Here is a 19,179-nt window from a genome sequence, read left to right as displayed (position 1 = left end):
GTATGAAGAATAAATCAGTCAAACGTGAATTAAACCCGATACAACAATCTCTTTTTTCGAAACTCAAGGATATCATGCTGGTGGATCAACGTCGTTTATCCGCTCGCATTCATGGTATTGGAAAAATTAAAAGCCAAGAAGCTCAACAAGCTGTTGCCGCAGAAATCCAGCTGCAGATTGAACAGGCTCAATTACGTGTAGAAAATCGTAAAAGTGCGGTGCAAAATCCCATCATTTTTCCAGAGAGTTTGCCCGTTAGCCAACACAAAGCAGAAATTGAAAAACTGCTTTCCGAGCATCAAGTGATCGTCGTGGCGGGGGAAACCGGTTCAGGTAAAACCACTCAATTGCCGAAAATGTGTTTGGAGTTAGGTTTTGGCAATTTGGGCATGATTGGTCATACTCAGCCACGCCGTATTGCTGCTCGTTCAGTTGCAGCGCGTATTGCTGAAGAGTTGAAAACGGAGCTTGGTGGATTAGTCGGTTATAAAGTCCGTTTTAACGATCAAATCAGTGATGATACGCAAATCAAGTTGATGACTGACGGGATCCTGTTAGCAGAAATTCAAAACGATCGTTTCCTTAATCAATATTCTTGTTTGATTATTGATGAAGCCCACGAACGAAGCCTAAACAACGATTTTATTCTCGGTTATCTGAAACAGCTGTTGCCACGTCGCCGTGATTTGAAACTTATCATCACTTCCGCAACTATTGATGTGGAACGCTTTTCCAAACATTTTAATAATGCACCGATCATTGAAGTGTCGGGCAGAACCTATCCTGTTGAAGTGCGTTATCGTCCCGTAGTGGAAGAAGACGATCAAGATCAGCTACAAGGCATTCTCAATGCAGTAGATGAACTGCAGGCGGAAGGTCGTGGCGATATTTTGATCTTTATGAACGGTGAGCGAGAAATTCGCGATACCGCCGAAGCCTTACAAAAACAAAATCTAAAACACACGGAAATTCTACCGCTCTTTGCTCGCTTGTCTGCGCAAGAACAGAATAAAATTTTCCATCCAAGCGGTTTAAATCGTATTGTATTAGCGACCAACGTCGCAGAAACCTCATTGACCGTGCCGGGCATTAAATATGTGATTGACCCAGGTACAGCGCGTATTTCCCGTTATAGCTATCGCACCAAAGTACAACGTTTACCGATTGAACCCATTTCACAGGCATCGGCTAATCAGCGTAAAGGTCGTTGTGGTCGTGTGAGCGAAGGGATTTGTATTCGTTTATATTCGGAAGAAGATTTTAATTCTCGTCCAGAGTTTACCGATCCTGAAATTCTACGCACCAATTTAGCCTCTGTTATTTTGCAAATGACGGCATTGGGTTTGGATGATATTGAAGCTTTCCCATTTGTGGATGCCCCAGATAAACGCCATATTCAAGATGGGATAAAACTGTTGGAAGAATTGGGGGCGTTTGAAATGGTTCGCACCAAATCAGGCGAGAAACGTCAATTAACGGCAGTAGGTCGTCAATTATCGCAACTCCCTGTGGATCCTCGTTTAGCGAAGATGTTGCTGACCGCTGTTTCACAAGGTGCGTTGCATGAAGTGATGATTATTGTCGCTGCTTTATCTATTCAAGATCCGCGCGAGCGCCCACAAGAAAAACAGCAAGCTTCCGATGAAAAACATCGTCGTTTTGCCGATAAAAAATCAGATTTCTTGGCTTTCCTCAATCTTTGGCGTTACCTACAAGAACAACAAAAAGAATTGAGTAAAAACCAATTCCGTCGTCAATGCCAAAAGGATTTCTTAAATTATTTACGTATTCGTGAATGGCAGGATATTTATCATCAAATTCGTTTAACCGTGCGTGAAATGGGCTTACCGATTAATTCCGAAAAAGCCGAATATCAGCAAATTCATACCGCACTTTTAAGCGGCTTGCTTTCTCATATCGGTTTAAAAGAAGCGGAAAAACAACAATATCTTGGCGCGCATAATGCCCATTTTGCGATTTTCCCCAATTCTGTGCTTTTCAAAAAACAACCGAAATGGGTGATGGCGGCAGAGTTAGTGGAAACCTCCAAACTTTGGGGGCGTATGGTGGCGGAAATCGAGCCAGAATGGATTGAGCCACTTGCCGAGCATTTAATTAAAAAATCCTATTCCGAACCACGTTGGTCGAAATCCCGTGGTGCCGTGATTGCTGATGAAAAAGTCACGCTTTACGGTGTGCCGATTGTGGCTGCGCGACCAGTGAATTACGGTTCTATTGATCCGACGATAAGCCGCGAGCTCTTTATTCAATCAGCCTTAGTGGAAGGGGATTGGAATACCAAACATAAATTCTTCAAAGAAAATCAACGACTCGTTCGAGAAGTAGAGAAGTTGGAACACAAAAGCCGCCGCCGCGATATTTTGGTGGATGACCGTACGCTTTTTGAATTTTACGATCAGCGTATTGGTACGGAAGTGGTTTCCCAAAAACATTTTGATACCTGGTGGAAAAAAGCGCAGCAAAAAGATCCTGAATTGCTTAATTTTGAACGCTCATTCTTGATTAATGATGATGCGGAACAGGTGAGCAAGCTGGATTTCCCGAATTTCTGGCATCAAGGCAATTTGAAACTCAAACTGACGTATCAATTTGAACCGGGTACCGATGCAGACGGCGTGACGGTTCATATTCCGTTGCCATTGCTCAATCAAGTGGAAATGACCGGCTTTGATTGGCAAATTCCAGGTTTGCGTGAAGAATTGGTGATTGCGCTGATTAAATCTCTGCCGAAATCTTATCGTCGTAACTTCGTGCCCGCACCTAATTATGCTCAAGCTTTTTTAAGTCGTGCCGTACCGTTGGAAAAGCCATTATTGGATACGCTAATTTATGAATTACGTCGTATGACGGGCGTTACCGTAGAAGCGGAACATTGGAATTGGGAACAAATTCCAAGCTATTTGAAAATGACTTTCCGTGTGGTGGATGAAAACGGCAAGAAAATTGCCGAATCCATGAATTTGGATGAGCTGAAATTCAACTTAAAAGATCGTGTGCAGGAAAGTATTTCTGCTGTGGCAGATGATGGCATTGAGCAAAGCGGGCTGCATATTTGGAGTTTTGCAGATTTACCACAATGTTATGAACAAAAACAACGTGGCTTTAGCGTCAAAGCGTTTCCGGCCATTGTAGATGAAAAAGATGCCGTAGGTATCAAACTGTTTGAAACAGAGTTTGAGCAAGCGGTGGCGATGCAACAAGGTCTGCGCCGCTTATTGTTGCTCAATGTACCGTCACCGATTAAATATCTGCATGAAAAATTGCCGAATAAAGCTAAATTGGGGCTGTATTTTACCCCGTTCGGTCGTGTGTTGGATTTGATCGACGATTGTATCGCTTGTGCGGTGGATAAGCTGATTGCCGATTTTGGCGGGTTTGTGTGGGATGAAGCAGGTTTTGAAAAGTTGCGTGATTTTGTTCGAGAAAACCTTAACGAAGTGACCGTGGATATTGCGCAGAAAGTGGAGCAAATTCTCTCCCTTAATCATGCCTTGAACCAACGTTTAAAAGGCAAAATGGATTTCACGATGGCCTTTGCCTTTTCCGATATTAAGGCGCAGTTAAGCGGATTGATTTATCCAGGTTTTGTGCAAAAGAGCGGTTATGATCGCCTACCAGATTTACAGCGCTATTTGCAAGCCATTGATAAACGTATCGATAAACTGGCTCAAGATGTGAATCGAGATCGTGCTGCGATGCTACGCGTGGAACAAGTGCAACAAGCTTACCAACAATTACTGGCTAAACTACCAAAATCCAAACCGATTTCTGATGAAATTGCGGAAATTCGCTATATGATTGAGGAATTGCGTGTGAGTTTATTTGCGCAGCAATTAGGCACGAAATATCAGGTGTCGGATAAACGGATTTTGAATTTGATTACAAATATTAGTAGCTAAGGTTTTTTATGAGTACACAGTTAATTCCACTAGAGATTATCGCTTTTTTATCTAAAGAGTTACCTCAATTTAATTCACATACAGAATTAGATACATTATTTTTATCTGCAGGTATAGCATCAGATAGTATTCCTAATGAAAATAGGGAAAAAAAGGTTCAACGCAAATTATCAAATATAAATGATAGTTGCTCAGAACCAATACAAAAATTAGAGATCTTGCTTAATGAGGCTACAAAACCTGTGACGGGAAATGATGTTTCCTTTGGATATCTAAAAACTCGAGAAGAAAAGAAGAAAACATTTAAAGAGAATATAGAAACAGAACTAAATAAGCATGGTTTCGCATATATTAATGGGAAAATCTTACCATCAAAATCGTTATCGCCTGCTAGTATCACTTTGTCTGATTTGATCAAAAATAGGAATGTGGAGTCAATAAATAGAGAATTTGATAGGGCGATAAAAAATTTAAATACAAATCCATTAGATGCGATTTCTTCTGCATGTAATATTTTAGAGTCTATTTTAAAAGTTTATATTTTGGAGAAAGGTTTAGAACTACCTAATACACAAATATTAAAAGAATTATGGAAAGTAGTTAAAGAAGATTTTAAGTTTGGATTAAGTAAATTAGGACAAGATGATTTACAGAAAATTAATTCTGGTATTACATCTATAATTGATGGCATAGCATCAATAAGGACACACGAAAGCTCAGCCCATGGGGGAGGCCCAGAATCCTATATTCCTGAGGTTAGACAGGCAAGGTTGGTTGTTAATGCCGCACACTCTTTAGCAGTATATATATTAGAAACATGGGAGGCTCAAGATAGTCTTTCACAATCACCAGAACGTCTCATAATAGGGTAAGTATTCCCCAAGATAGCGCAAGCATCCACGCTTGTGCTCATGTGGTACAAACGAGGGCGCTTGAGCCATCGTTCTGTTTTAAAAAAGTGCAGTCATTTTCTCAGATGTTTTTAACTTCAAAAATTCTATCAAAACCGACCGCGCTTTCTCTCCAAACTCTTTTTGTGATCTACCTCAAATTTTCGTATTGAACTGATTTACAACTGCCAATTCAATCGCTATCTTGCTGATATTATTATTTTAATAAAGAGGTAAATTATGGATCTGATTATAGGTTTGATTGCCATTGTCTTAGTGGCATATTACATCGTGAAAGGCTATTCAGCGACCGGGGTGTTGATGTTCGGTGGCTTGGTCTTGTTATTCATTTCAGTGCTGATGGGACATTCGATTTTACCGGAAGGCGTGAAAAGCACCGGTTCCACCTATTTTGATATTTTAGAATATGTGAAATATCTACTTGGTAATCGTGGCGGCGGTCTAGGCTTGATGATTATGGTGTTATGTGGTTTCTCCGTGTACATGACTTATCTTGGTGCAAACGATGTGGTAGTGAAATTGGTTTCAAAACCACTGAAAAATATCCGTTCACCTTATATTTTAATGGTGTTTGCTTACTTCCTTGCATGTTTAATGTCTTTTGCAGTGGCATCCGCAACGGGCTTGGGCGTGTTATTAATGGCAACATTATTCCCTGTCATGGTAAACGTCGGAATTTCACGTGGGGCTGCAGCAGCAATCTGTGCATCGCCAATCTCCATTATACTTTCCCCAACATCGGGCGACGTGGTGCTTTCTGCTGAAATTTCAAAAATTCCTTTAGGTGAGTTTGCCTTTGGCACAGCATTGCCGGTTTCGATTTTTGCAATTTTAGGGATTGCTGTCGCGCACTTCTTCTGGCAGCGTTATTTAGATAAAAAAGAAGGCGTACAAGTAGAATGTTTGAATGCAGATGAAATTAAAACCACTGCACCAAACTATTATGCGATTTTGCCATTATTACCCATTATTGGCGTATTGATTTTTGACGGTAAATGGGGCTTACCAAATTTACACATCGTTACCGTAATGGTGCTTTGCTTTATCATTACTGCCATAGTGGATTTCTTACGTAGCTTCAACGCCAAACAAACCTTTGATAACCTCGTGGTGGCATATCGCGGTATGGCAGATGCCTTTGCAGGAGTAGTCATGCTTTTAGTAGCGGCAGGTGTATTTGCGCAAAGTTTAAGTACAATCGGGTTTATCACTAATTTAATCGACTCTGCACAAAGCTTCGGCGGCTCAGCATTCTTTATGATGTTAGTGCTTGCGGTGATTACCATTTTAGCCACCATGGCGACGGGGTCAGGTAATGCGGCGTTCTATGCTTTTGCAGAATTAATTCCAAAATTAGCCACTCAAATGGGCGTCAACCCGGCGTTCTTAACCATTCCAATGTTACAAGCCTCTAACTTAGGTCGTGGTTTATCACCGGTTTCAGGTGTGGTTGTGGCTGTGTCAGGGATGGGAAAAATTTCACCATTTGAAGTCGTAAAACGTATGTCTGTCCCAATGTTGGTTGGTTTTATTTGTGTGATTATCGGTACAGAAATCTTTGTTTCCGTTGCCGCCTAGCTTGATGAGTAAAAAAGAAGGGCTGATAGTGAATATCAGCCCTTTTGTTTTGAGTTAAGTGCGGTTAATTTTCTCGCTATTTTTGATTTTATGCATTTGATGATTTTCAAAGGCTTTCACCAAATTGGCGACTTTTTCCCCTTCCGGTAAAACCAAATCTTGTGCGATATCATAAAGCGGCACAATCACAAATTCACGGTTTTTCATATCGTAATGAGGCACCGTTAAGCGTTCATTTTGAATGATTTGATCACCATAAAGCAGAATATCCAAATCCAGTGTACGCTCACCCCAGCGACGTAAACGTACGCGACCTTGTTCATTTTCAATGCGTTGCAATTCATCGAGCAAGGCTAAAGGTGGGCGAGTGGTTTCGATCATTGCCACCGCATTCACATAATCCGGTTGATCCTGCGGGCCTAATGGTTTGCTTTGATAAAATCCGCTGACCGATTTTAATTCAGTATTAGGTAGCGCAGAAATTGCCTCTAATGCCGAATTTAATTGTTCTGTAGGCGTATTTAAATTGCTGCCAAGGGCGATATACACTTGAACCATTAGTTAGCCGCCTTAGGTTTACGTCTGCGATAATATTTTTTCTTTGGCGCTGGATGCAATTTTTGTTGCTCTTGAACCAACTGGCGACGTTGTTCTTGATTGCTGAGTTGGTACTCATGCCACCATTTAGCCAATTCAACGGTGTCGCCACCTTCTACTTCAGCACGCATCGCCAATAAATCAAAGGCCGCACGAAATTTTTGATGTTCCATCGTGCGAGCAGGGTGAGAACCCGTGCGTTTAAGCAGTTGTAATTGCAACATCCAAATATCACGAATGACGGATGTATGACGACGAGGTGCGGCTAATGATCGGCATAATTGATCAAGCACTTCATTTGTCGCAAGGGCATAGGCATCGTGATTGTTTAAGCCACCTTCATTTTTCAGCACATCCACTTTTTCGCGTAATGGATACCAGAAGAATGCCGCAAATAAAAAGGCTGGATTGATACGTAATTTATCGGCAATACGTTCATCAGTTGAATTTAACGAAGTTAAAATCATTCGTTCCGCAAGGCTGTCTTCTTTTTCAGTGAAATAAGGCGTTAAGCTTGGGAAAAGCTGTTCAAATAAGCCATATTGACGCAGTAATTTATAGGTTTTTACACCATTGCCAGACTGCAATAATTTTAGACTTTCATCGAATAAACGCGCTGGTGGAATATTTTTCAGTAATGGCGCAAGCTCACGAATTGGTTGTTCACTTGGTTTTTCCAAGAACATATCCAATTTCGCCATAAAGCGCACAGAACGTAGCATACGCACGGGATCTTCTTGATAACGAGTCACTGGATCACCAATCAGACGTAATTTTCCGTTTTTCAGATCATCAATTCCGTTGAAGTAATCACGTAATGTATTATCTTGCGGATTGTAGTAAAGGGCATTTACGGTAAAGTCACGGCGTTCGGCATCTTGTTCAATGGTGCCGTACACGTTATCACGCAGTAACATTCCTTCATCGCTTTGTTTCGCTTGATTTTCGCTGCGCGCATCCGAATGGCTGGCACGGAATGTGGCCACTTCGATCACATCGCGACCAAACATAATATGCGCAAGACGGAAACGACGACCAACTAAGCGGCATTGGCGTTGGAATACTGCCTGAATTTGGTCTGGACGAGCGTTTGTTGCCACATCAAAATCTTTTGGATGTTTACCTAATAATAAATCACGCAAACACCCCCCAACGATATAAGCTTCGTAACCTTGTCGTTGCAATTTTTCTACCACAGTAATGGCATTACGGCTAAACATACGTGGATTAATGCCAAAATGAGAGGCTTTCACGCTATGTTTGTCGTAACGAGACGCTTGTGTGTTGGTTTTTTTATGGTGAGAAGAGGACGGGGCGATCTTGGGTTGTGAACGCTCTGTTTTTGAAACGTTAGATTTTTTGCTTTTTGGCGCCGTTTTGGGAACGGGCGAATTTATATTGGTTTCGGTTTCTTTTTTAGTTTTTTTACCAAATAAATTTTTTATATAAGTAAGAATAATTTACTCCATTCTCTATGTTCAATGCGCATTTGATAAAAACACGAAAAGTGCGGTTGTTTTTGACCGCACTTTTGGTTGGGTTATTTGAATAAATTAACCCGCCACTTGTTTTTCACGAATTTCAGCAAGAGTTTTGCAATCAATACAAAGATCAGCAGTCGGGCGCGCTTCTAAACGACGGATGCCAATTTCTTCCCCACAAGAATCGCAATAACCGAAATCATCGGTATCTAATTTTTTCAATGTATATTCAATCTTTTTCATTAATTTACGCTCGCGATCGCGGTTGCGTAATTCAAGACTGAATTCTTCTTCTTGCGTCGCACGGTCAGCAGGATCAGGGAAGTTAGACGCTTCATCTTGCATATGAGCAACCGTTCTTGATGCTTCTTCCACAATTTGCTCATGCCATGCGGTTAAAATTTTTCTGAAATGAAGAATTTGATCTTCATTCATATATTCTTCACCTTTTTTAGGTTGATAAGGCTTAACACCAGCCAAATCCAGCAAACTTAGAGAGGCCTTAGACATAGATAACTCCTAATTATGTTACAGACTTTTTATGACATCCTGTCTTGTTTTAGTTTGTTCAGAGCAACTAAAAATAGCTGACATTAGAACCCTGTTATTTTAAGGGCGATATAAATAGCAGAACTTCACCTATTTAGCAAATAAATTTAGTCTAGAAATTTCAAATTTGCGATCGTGATCGCAAAAAACGACATATTCATTTGCGTATCTACAAGCTTAAGGTTAGCTTGCCTTATTTTTCGCTATAAATAACACTTAAAATGAAAATCACGCTATTTCAACTGTGCATGATGTTTATTGTTTCTGCCTTATCCTTGCTTGTAGTACCTGATTTTTTACTGTTTACCTGGCAACGAGCAGGGCTGGGCATTTTATTGCTGGTTATGACCACACTTTGTTCCCATTGGTTCAATTATTTTAAAGCTAGAAATTTTTGCATGAGCGGTATCTTGTTTTTGCTTACTTTGGCTTATGCGCATTCACCTGCTTTATCGTTATTGGGACAAGCAGAGAAAATTTCAAGTTTACCAAATAAAATCACCTTAGATCTTTATATCTCAGAAATTCTTCATCAACAAGATTATCAAACGTTGGTTGCAAGAACGTCATTATTTGATGGGAAAGAACAACAGATTTTTATTAATTGGAAAGCGCCGGAAAAGCCACAAGTAGGTGAAATTTGGCGGGCTGATGTAAAACTTCGACCTATTTCTGCAAGACTTAATCATGGGGGATTTGATCGACAGCAATGGTATTTTTCCAAAAGGATTATTGCCGTTGGAAATGTGAAAAGTGCGGTCAAAATGAGCGAAGATTTTTCTTACCGCACACATTTTCTACAGACTAGCCTCAATCAGACAGAGGGGCTTTCTTTGCAAGGCTTGCTTATTGCATTGGCATTTGGTGAGCGGGCTTGGTTAGATAATAAAACATGGCTGATTTACCAACAAACGAATACGGCACATTTGATTGCCATTTCAGGGCTCCATATTGGTTTAGCAATGGGAATAGGCTTTTTCTTTGCTCGATTCTTGCAACTCGCACTGCCTACACGCTTTATTTCACCCTGGTTTCCACTTTGCTTTGGTGTGTTGATTGCTTTAGGTTATGCCTATTTAGCCGGATTTAGTTTACCGACCTTCCGTGCAATGATGGCATTGCTTTTTATTGCAATCCTTCAATTTTCGCGACGATATTACACGCCTTCGAAAATGCTTTGTTTGGTCGTGGCATTTCTGCTTTTTTGTGATCCACTTATGCCACTTTCGGTTAGCTTTTGGCTTTCAGTTGGTGCTGTTACCTGCCTGATTGTATGGTACCGATATGTTCCCTTATCAATAATCGAGTGGCAACATCAAAAATTATCCCGCAAAGTGCGGTGGATTTTGGGCTTGTTTCATTTGCAACTTGGGCTGCTGATTTTATTCACGCCTATTCAACTTTTCTTTTTTAATGGCTTTGCGTTAAATGGATTCTTGGCGAATTTAATCGCAGTGCCCTTGTATAGTTTCTTACTGGTACCCTTGATTCTCTTTGCAGTGTTAACGAATGGCGCATTTTCTTCTTGGCATCTTTCAAATACGATTGCTCAAGGTATTACGCAATTTCTCAGTATTTTCCAAGGCTCGTATGTTCCGATTTCGATTAATTTATCCCTCATTCTGACCGCACTTTTAAGCCTTGTTTTTGGCGGAATGTTATATGGTTTGTATTTTGCATCTCAAAGGAAAACAAAAAACACACCGCTAAAATCAAGTCGATTTTTCACATTAAACAGCACAAAAATCTTATCGTCAGAAGCTTATAAACAAGCTCTTTTAGGTGTTATTCTTATTTCTAGTTTTTGTATTGGTACTCTTGGGTATCGATATATCACGAAACCCAAATGGCAGTTAGATACGTTAGATGTGGGACAAGGTTTAGCAACCTTAATTGTAAAAGAAGGGAAAGGCGTGTTGTATGATACGGGGCCCGCTTGGCAGAGTGGAATAGGTGGCTCTTCTATGGCGGAATTAGAAATATTGCCTTATCTTCAACGGGAAGGGATTGAACTTGAAACCTTGATTTTAAGCCATGATGATAATGACCATTCAGGCGGTGCTAAAACGATTTTAACCGCATACTCAGAGATTGAGCTGATTACACCTTCTCGCAAAAGCTATGGCGAAATGCACCGCACTTTTTGTCTTCAGGGGAAACAATGGCAGTGGCGAGGACTTGATTTTAAAATTCTTTCACCAACGCAAATTACAGACAGGGCGGAAAATCCGCAATCTTGCGTAATTTTACTAACGGATGGGCAGTATCAGATCCTTTTAACTGGTGATGCTGATGTGGCGACAGAAAGATCTTTTGCTGAAAACCTCGGCAAGATTAACGTGTTACAGGTGGGGCATCATGGTAGTAAAACTTCAACAGGCGAGTTTTTACTGGGACAGACAAAACCGGATATAGCCTTAATTTCAAGTGGACGATGGAATGCGTGGAATTTTCCTCATCCAACCGTGATTGAACGGTTAAATCGTTATCAAAGTGCGGTCGAAAATACCGCTATTTCAGGTCATATAAGGTTAAATTTTACTGAAAAGGGCATTGAAATTGAAAAAGCGAGAGGAGATTTTTCACCTTGGTTTGCCCGTGTAATTGGATTATCCCCGAAATAACAGGTACAATGCAGCCAATTTTTTTAAGATAATTGATGTAAGAATAAGCTATGCAAGATAAAGATTTCTCAACCACACAAACTTTTAAGCGTTTATGGCCGATGATTTCACCGTTTAAATCAGGCTTATTAGTCGCCGCTTTTGCTTTAATTTTTAATGCTTTGGCAGATTCAGGTTTGATTTATATGCTTAAGCCTTTGCTTGATGATGGTTTCGGAAAAGCCGATCATTCTTTCTTGAAAATGATGGCATTTGTTGTCGTTGGTATGATTATATTGCGTGGGGTGACCAACTTTGTCTCTACTTATTGCCTGGCGTGGGTATCCGGTAAAGTAGTGATGATTATGCGCCGCCGTTTGTTTAAACATTTAATGTTTATGCCAGTGAGCTTCTTTGATCGTAATTCAACAGGCAAATTGCTTTCTCGTATTACCTACGATTCAGAAATGATAGCGAACTCTTCATCGAGTTCATTAGTGACGATTGTTCGCGAAGGAGCCTATTTAATTTCGTTGCTTGTTGTGATGTTCTATACTAGTTGGGAATTAACACTTGTACTTTTCGTGATTGGGCCGATTATTGCAGTGCTGATTCGCATGGTATCTAAGATTTTCCGTAAGCTTAGTAAAAACATGCAAGATTCCATGGGGGAATTGACCTCTGCAACGGAACAAATGCTAAAAGGGCATAAAGTGGTGCTGTCTTTTGGTGGACAATTAGTTGAAGAAGAGCGTTTCGATAAAGTCAGTAACGATATGCGTCGCAAAGGTATGAAGATGGTGACTGCTGATGCGATTTCAGATCCAGTTGTGCAAGTAATTGCTTCTTTGGCGTTGGCAGCAGTGCTTTACTTAGCAACGACACCATTAATTGCTGATGATAATTTAACTGCGGGTTCTTTCACGGTGGTCTTTTCTTCCATGTTAGCGATGATGCGTCCGTTAAAATCTTTGACGAATGTGAACTCACAGTTCCAACGTGGCATGGCAGCGTGTCAGACATTATTTGCCATCTTAGATTTGGAAACAGAGAAAGATAATGGCACGTATAAAGCAGAACCTGCAAAAGGTGATTTAGAATTTAAAAACGTGAGTTTTGCTTATGAGGGTAAAGAAGAGAAAGCCTTAAATAATATCTCTTTTTATGTGCCTGCAGGCAAAACTGTGGCTTTAGTGGGGCGTTCAGGTTCGGGAAAATCAACGATTGCTAATTTGGTGACGCGTTTCTACGATATTGACGAAGGCGAAATTTTATTAGATGGCGTAAGAATTCAAGATTATCGTTTATCTAATTTACGTGAGAATTGTTCTGTCGTTTCTCAACAAGTACATTTATTTAACGATACGATTGCCAATAATATTGCTTACGCGGCAGAAGATAAATACACGCGTGAACAAATTATTGAAGCTGCAAAAGCAGCTTACGCCCTGGAGTTTATCGAGAAACTTCCACAAGGTTTTGATACCGTTATTGGTGAGAATGGTGCAACTCTTTCAGGTGGCCAACGTCAGCGTTTAGCGATTGCTCGTGCATTACTACGTAATTCACCGGTCTTAATTTTAGATGAAGCTACATCGGCATTAGATACAGAATCTGAACGAGCGATTCAGTCAGCATTAGAAGAACTGAAAAAAGATCGTACAGTATTGGTGATTGCACATCGTTTATCAACCATTGAAAATGCCGATGAAATCTTAGTCATTGAGCACGGTGAAATTAAAGAATGTGGTACGCATCAAGATTTGTTAGCGCTTGATGGCGCGTATAAACAATTACACAGTATGCAGTTTAGCGGATAAAATAATAAGGGCGAACCAATGTGTTCGCCCAAAATCAATATAGGATAAATGAAATGCCTTTTTGGTACTCTAATTCAAAGCTTGCTTGGTTGCTTCTTCCTTTTTCACTGCTATTTTGGTTGATTAGCCAAATTCGCCTAGCACTATTTTCCCTGAATATCTTATCCTCTTATAAATCTCCAAAACCGGTCATTATTGTCGGTAATCTTTCTGTGGGCGGAAATGGTAAAACGCCTGTTGTGGTGTGGTTAGTTGAAGAGTTGCAAAAACAAGGATTGCGTGTAGGTGTGATTTCTCGTGGCTATGGTAGCCAATCTAAAACCTATCCTTTACTTGTTACGCCTGAAACCGATCCCGTTCAAGGGGGCGATGAACCTGTTTTAATTGCCAAAAGAACAGGTGTGCCTGTGGTGATTTCACCGAATCGTCAGCAAGCTATCGAATTACTTTTGAAAACACAGGATTGCGATCTGATTATTTCGGATGATGGATTACAACATTATAAGTTGCAGCGTGATATTGAAATTGTGGTGATGGACGCAGAACGTGCTTTAGGGAACGGCTTTGTTTTGCCGGCAGGGCCTTTGCGTGAATTACCAAGTCGTTTAAAAAATGTGGACTTTGTGATTACCAATGGTGGAAAAAACGCTTATTCTGATGCGGTTATGACGCTCGTTCCTCACTATGCGATTAATTTAGTGACGGCTGAAAAACGCTTGTTAAGTGAATTTACTCAAGGTTCAGCCATCGCGGGAATTGGCAACCCCCAACGTTTTTTCATGATGTTGGAAAATTTAAATATTCGTTTAGCCAATACGAAAGCTTTTCAAGATCATCAACATTTTGAGCCACAATTATTAGAAAAACTCGCTGAAAATCAACCGCTCTTTATGACGGAAAAGGATGCCGTAAAATGCCACGCTTTTGCTAAAGAGAATTGGTGGTATGTTCCCGTTGATGCAGAGATTGTAGAGGCTGAAAATCAAGGCCAAAAACTTCCACAATTGTGGGAAAAAATTCGTCATTTGGTTTAACTTATTCGAGTGAAATATGCGTGAGAAACTCAATCCTCGATTATTAGAAGTGATCGCTTGCCCGCGATGTTTGGCAAGATTGAAATACGATCAAGAAAATCAACGGCTCATTTGCCCTTTTGAGCAAGTAGCGTATCCTATTGAAAACGGCGTGCCTGTATTGTTGGCAGAAAAAGCCGAAACATTGAAAGAATAAGGAATGATTATGTCATTTACAGTTATTATCCCTGCTCGTTTTGCATCGAGCCGCTTACCGGGTAAACCTCTAGCCGATATTGCCGGTAACCCCATGATTCAACATGTTTTTGAAAAGGCTCAGCAATCAGGGGCGAGTCGAGTAATTATTGCCACAGATAACGAACAAGTTGAAAAAGCAGCAAAAGCTTTTGGGGCAGAAGTTTGCATGACATCAGAAGCGCATAATTCTGGTACGGAACGTTTAGCAGAAGTCGTGAGTAAACTCGGAATTGCTGATGATGAAATTATTGTAAACATCCAAGGGGATGAACCGTTAATCCCCCCCGTTATTGTGAGTCAAGTAGCAGAAAATTTAGCGAAATTTAATGTGAATATGGCGACACTTGCGGTAAAAATTCATGAAGCGGAAGAGTTATTTAATCCAAATGCCGTGAAAGTCGTCACAGATAAAGATGGCTACGTTTTATATTTCTCTCGTTCAGTGATTCCTTACGATCGTGATCAATTTATGCAATTAGAAGACACTTCAAAAGCACAACTGGCTAATGCGTATCTTCGTCATATCGGTATTTATGCTTACCGTGCGGGCTTTATTAAACAATATGTGCAATGGGTACCAACACAATTAGAAAACTTAGAGAAGTTAGAGCAACTCCGTGTATTGTGGTACGGTGAGCGTATTCACGTAGAGTTAGCAAAAGAAGTGCCTGCTGTTGGTGTGGATACAGCAGAAGATTTAGAAAAAGTGCGGTCAATTTTGGCGTAGTTTTTACTGATGTTTGATTCCAAGAAGTTTCTCTCTGACGTTTCTCATGAACCTGGTGTTTATCGTATGTATGACGATAAAGATCAGGTTATTTATGTGGGCAAAGCGAAAGATCTCAAAAAGCGACTTTCCAGCTATTTCCGCAAAAACTTAAGCAGCAAAAAAACAGAAGCCTTGGTGTCGTCAATTCATCATATTGATACGACGATTACTTCTTCTGAAACAGAAGCGTTATTGCTTGAGCATAATTTCATTAAGCTTTATCAACCTCGTTATAACGTATTATTGCGAGATGATAAATCCTATCCTTTTATTTTATTGACGAAAGAACGTCATCCTCGTATTACTTCTTATCGCGGAACGAAAAAAATTGCAGGTGAGTATTTCGGGCCTTATCCTCATGCAGGTGCAGTGCGTGAAACCTTGTCGTTAATGCAAAAATTATTCCCTGTTCGTCAATGTGAAAATTCGGTTTATAACAATCGTTCCCGCCCTTGTTTGCAATATCAAATCGGGCGTTGTTGTGCACCTTGTGTGCCAGGTTATGTGACTGATGAGGAATATAACCAACAAGTTGAATTAGCTCGATTATTTTTGCAAGGGAAAGATCAGCAAGTATTAGATTACCTCATCGGCAAAATGGAACAGGCGAGCCGAGACTTAGATTTTGAAGGTGCGGCGCGTTATCGAGATCAAATTCAAGCGGTTCGCGCGGTTATCGAAAAACAATTTGTATCCAATGAGCGTTTGGACGACATGGATATTATGTCTATTGCGTATCAGCACGGTTTAGCTTGTGTTCAAGTGATGTTTATTCGTCAAGGTAAAGTATTAGGCAATCGCAGTTATTTTCCTAAAGTACCCGCTAACACTGATTTATCCGAACTCACAGCAACGTTTGTTGGGCAGTTTTATTTGCAAGGTCATCAGGGCAGAAGTATTCCTAATAGTATTATTGTGGATCATAAACTAGATGAAAAAACCGAGCTTGAGGCCTTGTTAACTGAACAAGCTGGCCGAAAAGTGGTGATACAAGAATCCGCTAAAGGCGATAAAGGTAAATATCTGCAACTAGCACAAATTAATGCCAAAGCGGCGTTAGCGACTCAACTTAAACAATCTTCCCGAATGCACGAACGTTATCAAGCCCTTTGCGAATTGCTTGATATGCCTGAAATTAAACGTATGGAATGTTTTGATATTAGTCATACGATGGGGAATCAAACTGTAGCATCTTGCGTGGTATTTAATCAAGAAGGCCCACTGAAATCAGATTATCGTCGTTTTAATATTGAAGGCATTACCGGTGGTGATGACTATGCCGCGATGGAGCAAGCCTTAAAGAAACGTTACGATCGTGATCTTGATGAAGATAAAATTCCCGATATTATTTTTATTGATGGTGGTAAAGGACAGCTTAATCGCGCCTTAGAGGTTTTTCATCATCTCAACGTAAAATGGGATAAAAATCGACCGCACTTAATCGGTGTGGCAAAAGGTGTGGATCGTCGAGCAGGACAAGAAGTGTTGATTATCAGCAAACAAGATCGTGAGATTCACTTGCCGGATGATAGCCTTGCGCTGCATTTAATCCAACATATTCGAGATGAAAGCCATAATCATGCGATTAGCGGACATCGTCAAAAACGTCAAAAAGCCTTTACCCAAAGTGGCTTAGAAACCATTGAAGGGGTAGGCGCCAAACGACGCCAAGCCTTGTTGAAATATTTAGGTGGATTACAAGGTGTCAAAAATGCCACATTGGATGAAATCGCCTCAGTACCCGGTATTTCTAAAGCCTTAGCAGAAAAGATTTTCGAGACCTTAAAAAGTTAGGAAAAATCTTGATTTTCTACGCGAACTGTCTATTATTTCAACCTTTCGGATTTTATTATAGGAACATATTATGTTTGAATGGCTTGTTGATCCCGAAGCATGGATTTCATTGCTTACTTTGACCGCACTTGAAATCGTCTTGGGTATCGATAACATTATTTTTATTAGTATTTTAGTGGGACGTTTACCCGCAAATCAACGCCAATCTGGTCGTATTATCGGTCTTGGGTTAGCGATGATTACCCGTATTTTACTTCTTGTTTCCCTTTCTTGGATGATGAAATTAACGGAACCGCTGTTCACTTTAGTTGGTCAGGAAATTTCAGGCCGCGATTTGATTTTATTCCTTGGGGGCTTATTTCTGATTGTGAAAAGTACAGGTGAAATCAAAGAAGCGATGCATCCTGAATCACATCATGAAGAAGAAACGAACAAGAAGAAAGTCAGTTACTTGGGCGTGTTAATCCAAATTGCTGTTTTAGATATTGTGTTTTCTTTAGACTCCGTGATTACGGCAGTAGGTATGGCAAACCATCTTCCAGTGATGATTTTAGCGATTATGCTTGCGGTTGGTGTCATGATGTTTGCGGCGAAACCAATTGGTGATTTTGTAGATACCCATCCAACATTGAAGATTTTAGCCTTAGCCTTCTTAATTTTAGTAGGGGTAAGTTTAATTGCCGAAAGCTTGGATATTCATATTCCGAAAGGCTACATTTACTTTGCTATGGGCTTCTCCGCGGTGGTGGAAATGCTCAACATTAAGATGCGAAAAGCACTAGGACATTAATTATATAAAAAAGGCGGAACAATGTGTTCCGCCTTTTTTAGTGATGATAGAAAACCCCTTTCCCGTATAAATACAGTGTGACTTGTTCTCCAATTTGGTAATGATTAATGAGATCTTCATTAAGATTAAATTCATAACCGCCAACATCAATACAAAGATTAATGGCGCGTCCTCTCGATTCAATCCGTTTAATCTCACCTTTAAAAGACGCTGTCGGATCTTGGATTTTTTTTGCAAGAGAGAATTGCTCAGGGCGGAATAAAACCTTCCCTTGCGTATGACCATTTCCTTTATTTTCTACAGCAACCTCACCTAATTGACAGATCGCGATGGCATCATTTTTTAACGTTGCAGGGAAAATAATACTTTCTCCGATAAATGTTGCGATGGATAAATGCTGCGGTGACCAATACAGTGTTTTAGGTGTCGCAATTTGGAGGATTCTTCCTTCTTGAATCACAGCAATTTTGTCTGAATAACAGAGTGCTTCATCACGATCATGAGTCACAAATATGGCGGATGAATCACTTTCTCTTAATACCTGTAACATATCGTAACGAATTTGATTTCTTAGATGCTCATCTAATGCACTGAATGGCTCATCAAACAGGATGAGTTCTGGGTTTGGTGCGAGAGCTCGAGCAAGTGCAACACGCTGTTGTTGCCCGCCTGAAAGTTGATGGGGAAAACGATCAGCTAAGCTGCTAATACCAGTTAGTTTCATCACTTCCTGTATGCGTTGTTTTTCCTCTTCGGTTTTTCCTTTACCATCGCCTAAGCCATAAGCAATGTTGTGGTAAACATTTAAATGAGGGAATAACACGCCTTCTTGTACCACATAGCCTAATTTGCGTTGCTGAGTTGGCACATTGATATTGTCGTTAAAAATAGGTTGATTCTTTAACCAAATCTCACCGCTTGTTGGTTGTTCAAAACCAGCAATGCTACGCAATAAGGTGGTTTTCCCACAACCAGATGCACCAAGAAGAAACAAAATTTCACCTTTCTCTAATTGTAGCGAGATATTGTGTAAAACCTGTTGTCCATTAAAGGATTTATTCAAATTTTTAATATCGAGTAATGTTGTCATTTTATC

The 19,179-nt window shown here is 40.3% G+C and carries 14 protein-coding genes; 10 read left to right on the top strand and 4 right to left on the bottom strand.

From position 1 onward, the window contains the following. The first annotated feature begins 2 nt into the window (after positions 1 to 2). From hrpA to dcuC, 3 genes are all read left to right on the top strand, one after another. Positions 3 to 3,920, top strand: coding sequence for an ATP-dependent RNA helicase HrpA (gene hrpA / locus RDV53_RS00315; RefSeq protein ID WP_005696434.1), 3,918 nt, complete (start codon positions 3 to 5; stop codon positions 3,918 to 3,920). A gap of 8 nt (positions 3,921 to 3,928) precedes the next feature. After that, positions 3,929 to 4,792 carry an abortive infection family protein gene (locus tag RDV53_RS00310; protein ID WP_005696433.1) on the top strand — a complete coding sequence of 288 codons (864 nt, stop codon included), beginning with the start codon at positions 3,929 to 3,931 and terminating at the stop codon, positions 4,790 to 4,792. Between the two features lie 258 nt (positions 4,793 to 5,050). Beyond that, positions 5,051 to 6,409, top strand: a complete 1,359-nt coding sequence (dcuC, locus tag RDV53_RS00305; RefSeq protein ID WP_005696432.1) for an anaerobic C4-dicarboxylate transporter DcuC — start codon at positions 5,051 to 5,053, stop codon at positions 6,407 to 6,409. 54 nt (positions 6,410 to 6,463) lie between these two features. On the opposite strand, the gene folK is transcribed toward dcuC, so the two are convergent. From folK to dksA, 3 genes are all read right to left on the bottom strand, one after another. Beyond that, positions 6,464 to 6,967, bottom strand: a complete 504-nt coding sequence (gene folK, locus RDV53_RS00300) for a 2-amino-4-hydroxy-6-hydroxymethyldihydropteridine diphosphokinase (protein ID WP_005696431.1) — start codon at positions 6,965 to 6,967, stop codon at positions 6,464 to 6,466. Continuing rightward, on the bottom strand, positions 6,967 to 8,463 hold the full coding sequence (gene pcnB / locus RDV53_RS00295) for a polynucleotide adenylyltransferase PcnB (protein WP_370447717.1): 1,497 nt from the start codon (positions 8,461 to 8,463) through the stop codon (positions 6,967 to 6,969). Before pcnB ends, folK begins: the two co-directional genes overlap by 1 nt. A 96-nt stretch (positions 8,464 to 8,559) precedes the next feature. Beyond that, complete coding sequence (dksA, locus tag RDV53_RS00290; protein WP_005696429.1) at positions 8,560 to 8,997, bottom strand: RNA polymerase-binding protein DksA; 438 nt, start codon at positions 8,995 to 8,997, stop codon at positions 8,560 to 8,562. Positions 8,998 to 9,257: 260 nt separating this feature from the next. Here dksA and RDV53_RS00285 point away from each other — a divergent pair, with 260 nt between their 5' ends. The 7 genes from RDV53_RS00285 to RDV53_RS00255 all read left to right on the top strand — a co-directional run bounded on the left by RDV53_RS00285 (position 9,258) and on the right by RDV53_RS00255 (position 18,083). Then, positions 9,258 to 11,660: a DNA internalization-related competence protein ComEC/Rec2 gene (locus RDV53_RS00285; RefSeq protein ID WP_005696427.1), complete on the top strand. Its 2,403-nt coding sequence runs from the start codon at positions 9,258 to 9,260 to the stop codon at positions 11,658 to 11,660. Between the two features lie 50 nt (positions 11,661 to 11,710). Then, a complete protein-coding gene (gene msbA / locus RDV53_RS00280) occupies positions 11,711 to 13,459 on the top strand; it encodes a lipid A ABC transporter ATP-binding protein/permease MsbA (RefSeq protein ID WP_005696426.1) in 1,749 nt (582 codons plus the stop codon). Positions 13,460 to 13,512: 53 nt separating this feature from the next. Beyond that, positions 13,513 to 14,493: a tetraacyldisaccharide 4'-kinase gene (gene lpxK / locus RDV53_RS00275; RefSeq protein WP_032822464.1), complete on the top strand. Its 981-nt coding sequence runs from the start codon at positions 13,513 to 13,515 to the stop codon at positions 14,491 to 14,493. Between the two features lie 16 nt (positions 14,494 to 14,509). Next, a complete protein-coding gene (locus tag RDV53_RS00270; protein ID WP_005696424.1) occupies positions 14,510 to 14,689 on the top strand; it encodes a Trm112 family protein in 180 nt (59 codons plus the stop codon). 9 nt (positions 14,690 to 14,698) lie between these two features. Further along, on the top strand, positions 14,699 to 15,457 hold the full coding sequence (gene kdsB / locus RDV53_RS00265) for a 3-deoxy-manno-octulosonate cytidylyltransferase (protein WP_005697219.1): 759 nt from the start codon (positions 14,699 to 14,701) through the stop codon (positions 15,455 to 15,457). A gap of 9 nt (positions 15,458 to 15,466) precedes the next feature. Then, positions 15,467 to 17,293: an excinuclease ABC subunit UvrC gene (uvrC, locus tag RDV53_RS00260; protein ID WP_005696421.1), complete on the top strand. Its 1,827-nt coding sequence runs from the start codon at positions 15,467 to 15,469 to the stop codon at positions 17,291 to 17,293. 70 nt (positions 17,294 to 17,363) lie between these two features. Next, complete coding sequence (locus RDV53_RS00255) at positions 17,364 to 18,083, top strand: TerC family protein (protein ID WP_005696420.1); 720 nt, start codon at positions 17,364 to 17,366, stop codon at positions 18,081 to 18,083. 37 nt (positions 18,084 to 18,120) lie between these two features. On the opposite strand, the gene RDV53_RS00250 is transcribed toward RDV53_RS00255, so the two are convergent. Further along, positions 18,121 to 19,173 (bottom strand): ABC transporter ATP-binding protein, encoded by a 1,053-nt coding sequence (locus RDV53_RS00250; RefSeq protein ID WP_005696419.1) that lies wholly within the window; start codon positions 19,171 to 19,173, stop codon positions 18,121 to 18,123. Positions 19,174 to 19,179: the final 6 nt, after the last annotated feature.

Origin of the sequence: Haemophilus parainfluenzae ATCC 33392 (assembly GCF_031191205.1) — a bacterium.
Taxonomy (GTDB): Bacteria; Pseudomonadota; Gammaproteobacteria; order Enterobacterales; family Pasteurellaceae; genus Haemophilus_D; species Haemophilus_D parainfluenzae.
This window is presented reverse-complemented; position numbering and strand designations above follow the sequence as displayed.

Coding starts and splice junctions, on each gene's coding strand:
- dcuC (WP_005696432.1), top strand. CDS start 5,051: ATGGATCTGATTATAGGTTTGATTGCCATTGTCTTAGTGGCATATTAC.
- folK (WP_005696431.1), bottom strand. CDS start 6,967: ATGGTTCAAGTGTATATCGCCCTTGGCAGCAATTTAAATACGCCTACA.
- dksA (WP_005696429.1), bottom strand. CDS start 8,997: ATGTCTAAGGCCTCTCTAAGTTTGCTGGATTTGGCTGGTGTTAAGCCT.
- RDV53_RS00310 (WP_005696433.1), top strand. CDS start 3,929: ATGAGTACACAGTTAATTCCACTAGAGATTATCGCTTTTTTATCTAAA.
- RDV53_RS00285 (WP_005696427.1), top strand. CDS start 9,258: ATGAAAATCACGCTATTTCAACTGTGCATGATGTTTATTGTTTCTGCC.
- msbA (WP_005696426.1), top strand. CDS start 11,711: ATGCAAGATAAAGATTTCTCAACCACACAAACTTTTAAGCGTTTATGG.
- RDV53_RS00270 (WP_005696424.1), top strand. CDS start 14,510: ATGCGTGAGAAACTCAATCCTCGATTATTAGAAGTGATCGCTTGCCCG.
- RDV53_RS00250 (WP_005696419.1), bottom strand. CDS start 19,173: ATGACAACATTACTCGATATTAAAAATTTGAATAAATCCTTTAATGGA.
- lpxK (WP_032822464.1), top strand. CDS start 13,513: ATGCCTTTTTGGTACTCTAATTCAAAGCTTGCTTGGTTGCTTCTTCCT.
- RDV53_RS00255 (WP_005696420.1), top strand. CDS start 17,364: ATGTTTGAATGGCTTGTTGATCCCGAAGCATGGATTTCATTGCTTACT.
- hrpA (WP_005696434.1), top strand. CDS start 3: ATGAAGAATAAATCAGTCAAACGTGAATTAAACCCGATACAACAATCT.
- kdsB (WP_005697219.1), top strand. CDS start 14,699: ATGTCATTTACAGTTATTATCCCTGCTCGTTTTGCATCGAGCCGCTTA.
- uvrC (WP_005696421.1), top strand. CDS start 15,467: ATGTTTGATTCCAAGAAGTTTCTCTCTGACGTTTCTCATGAACCTGGT.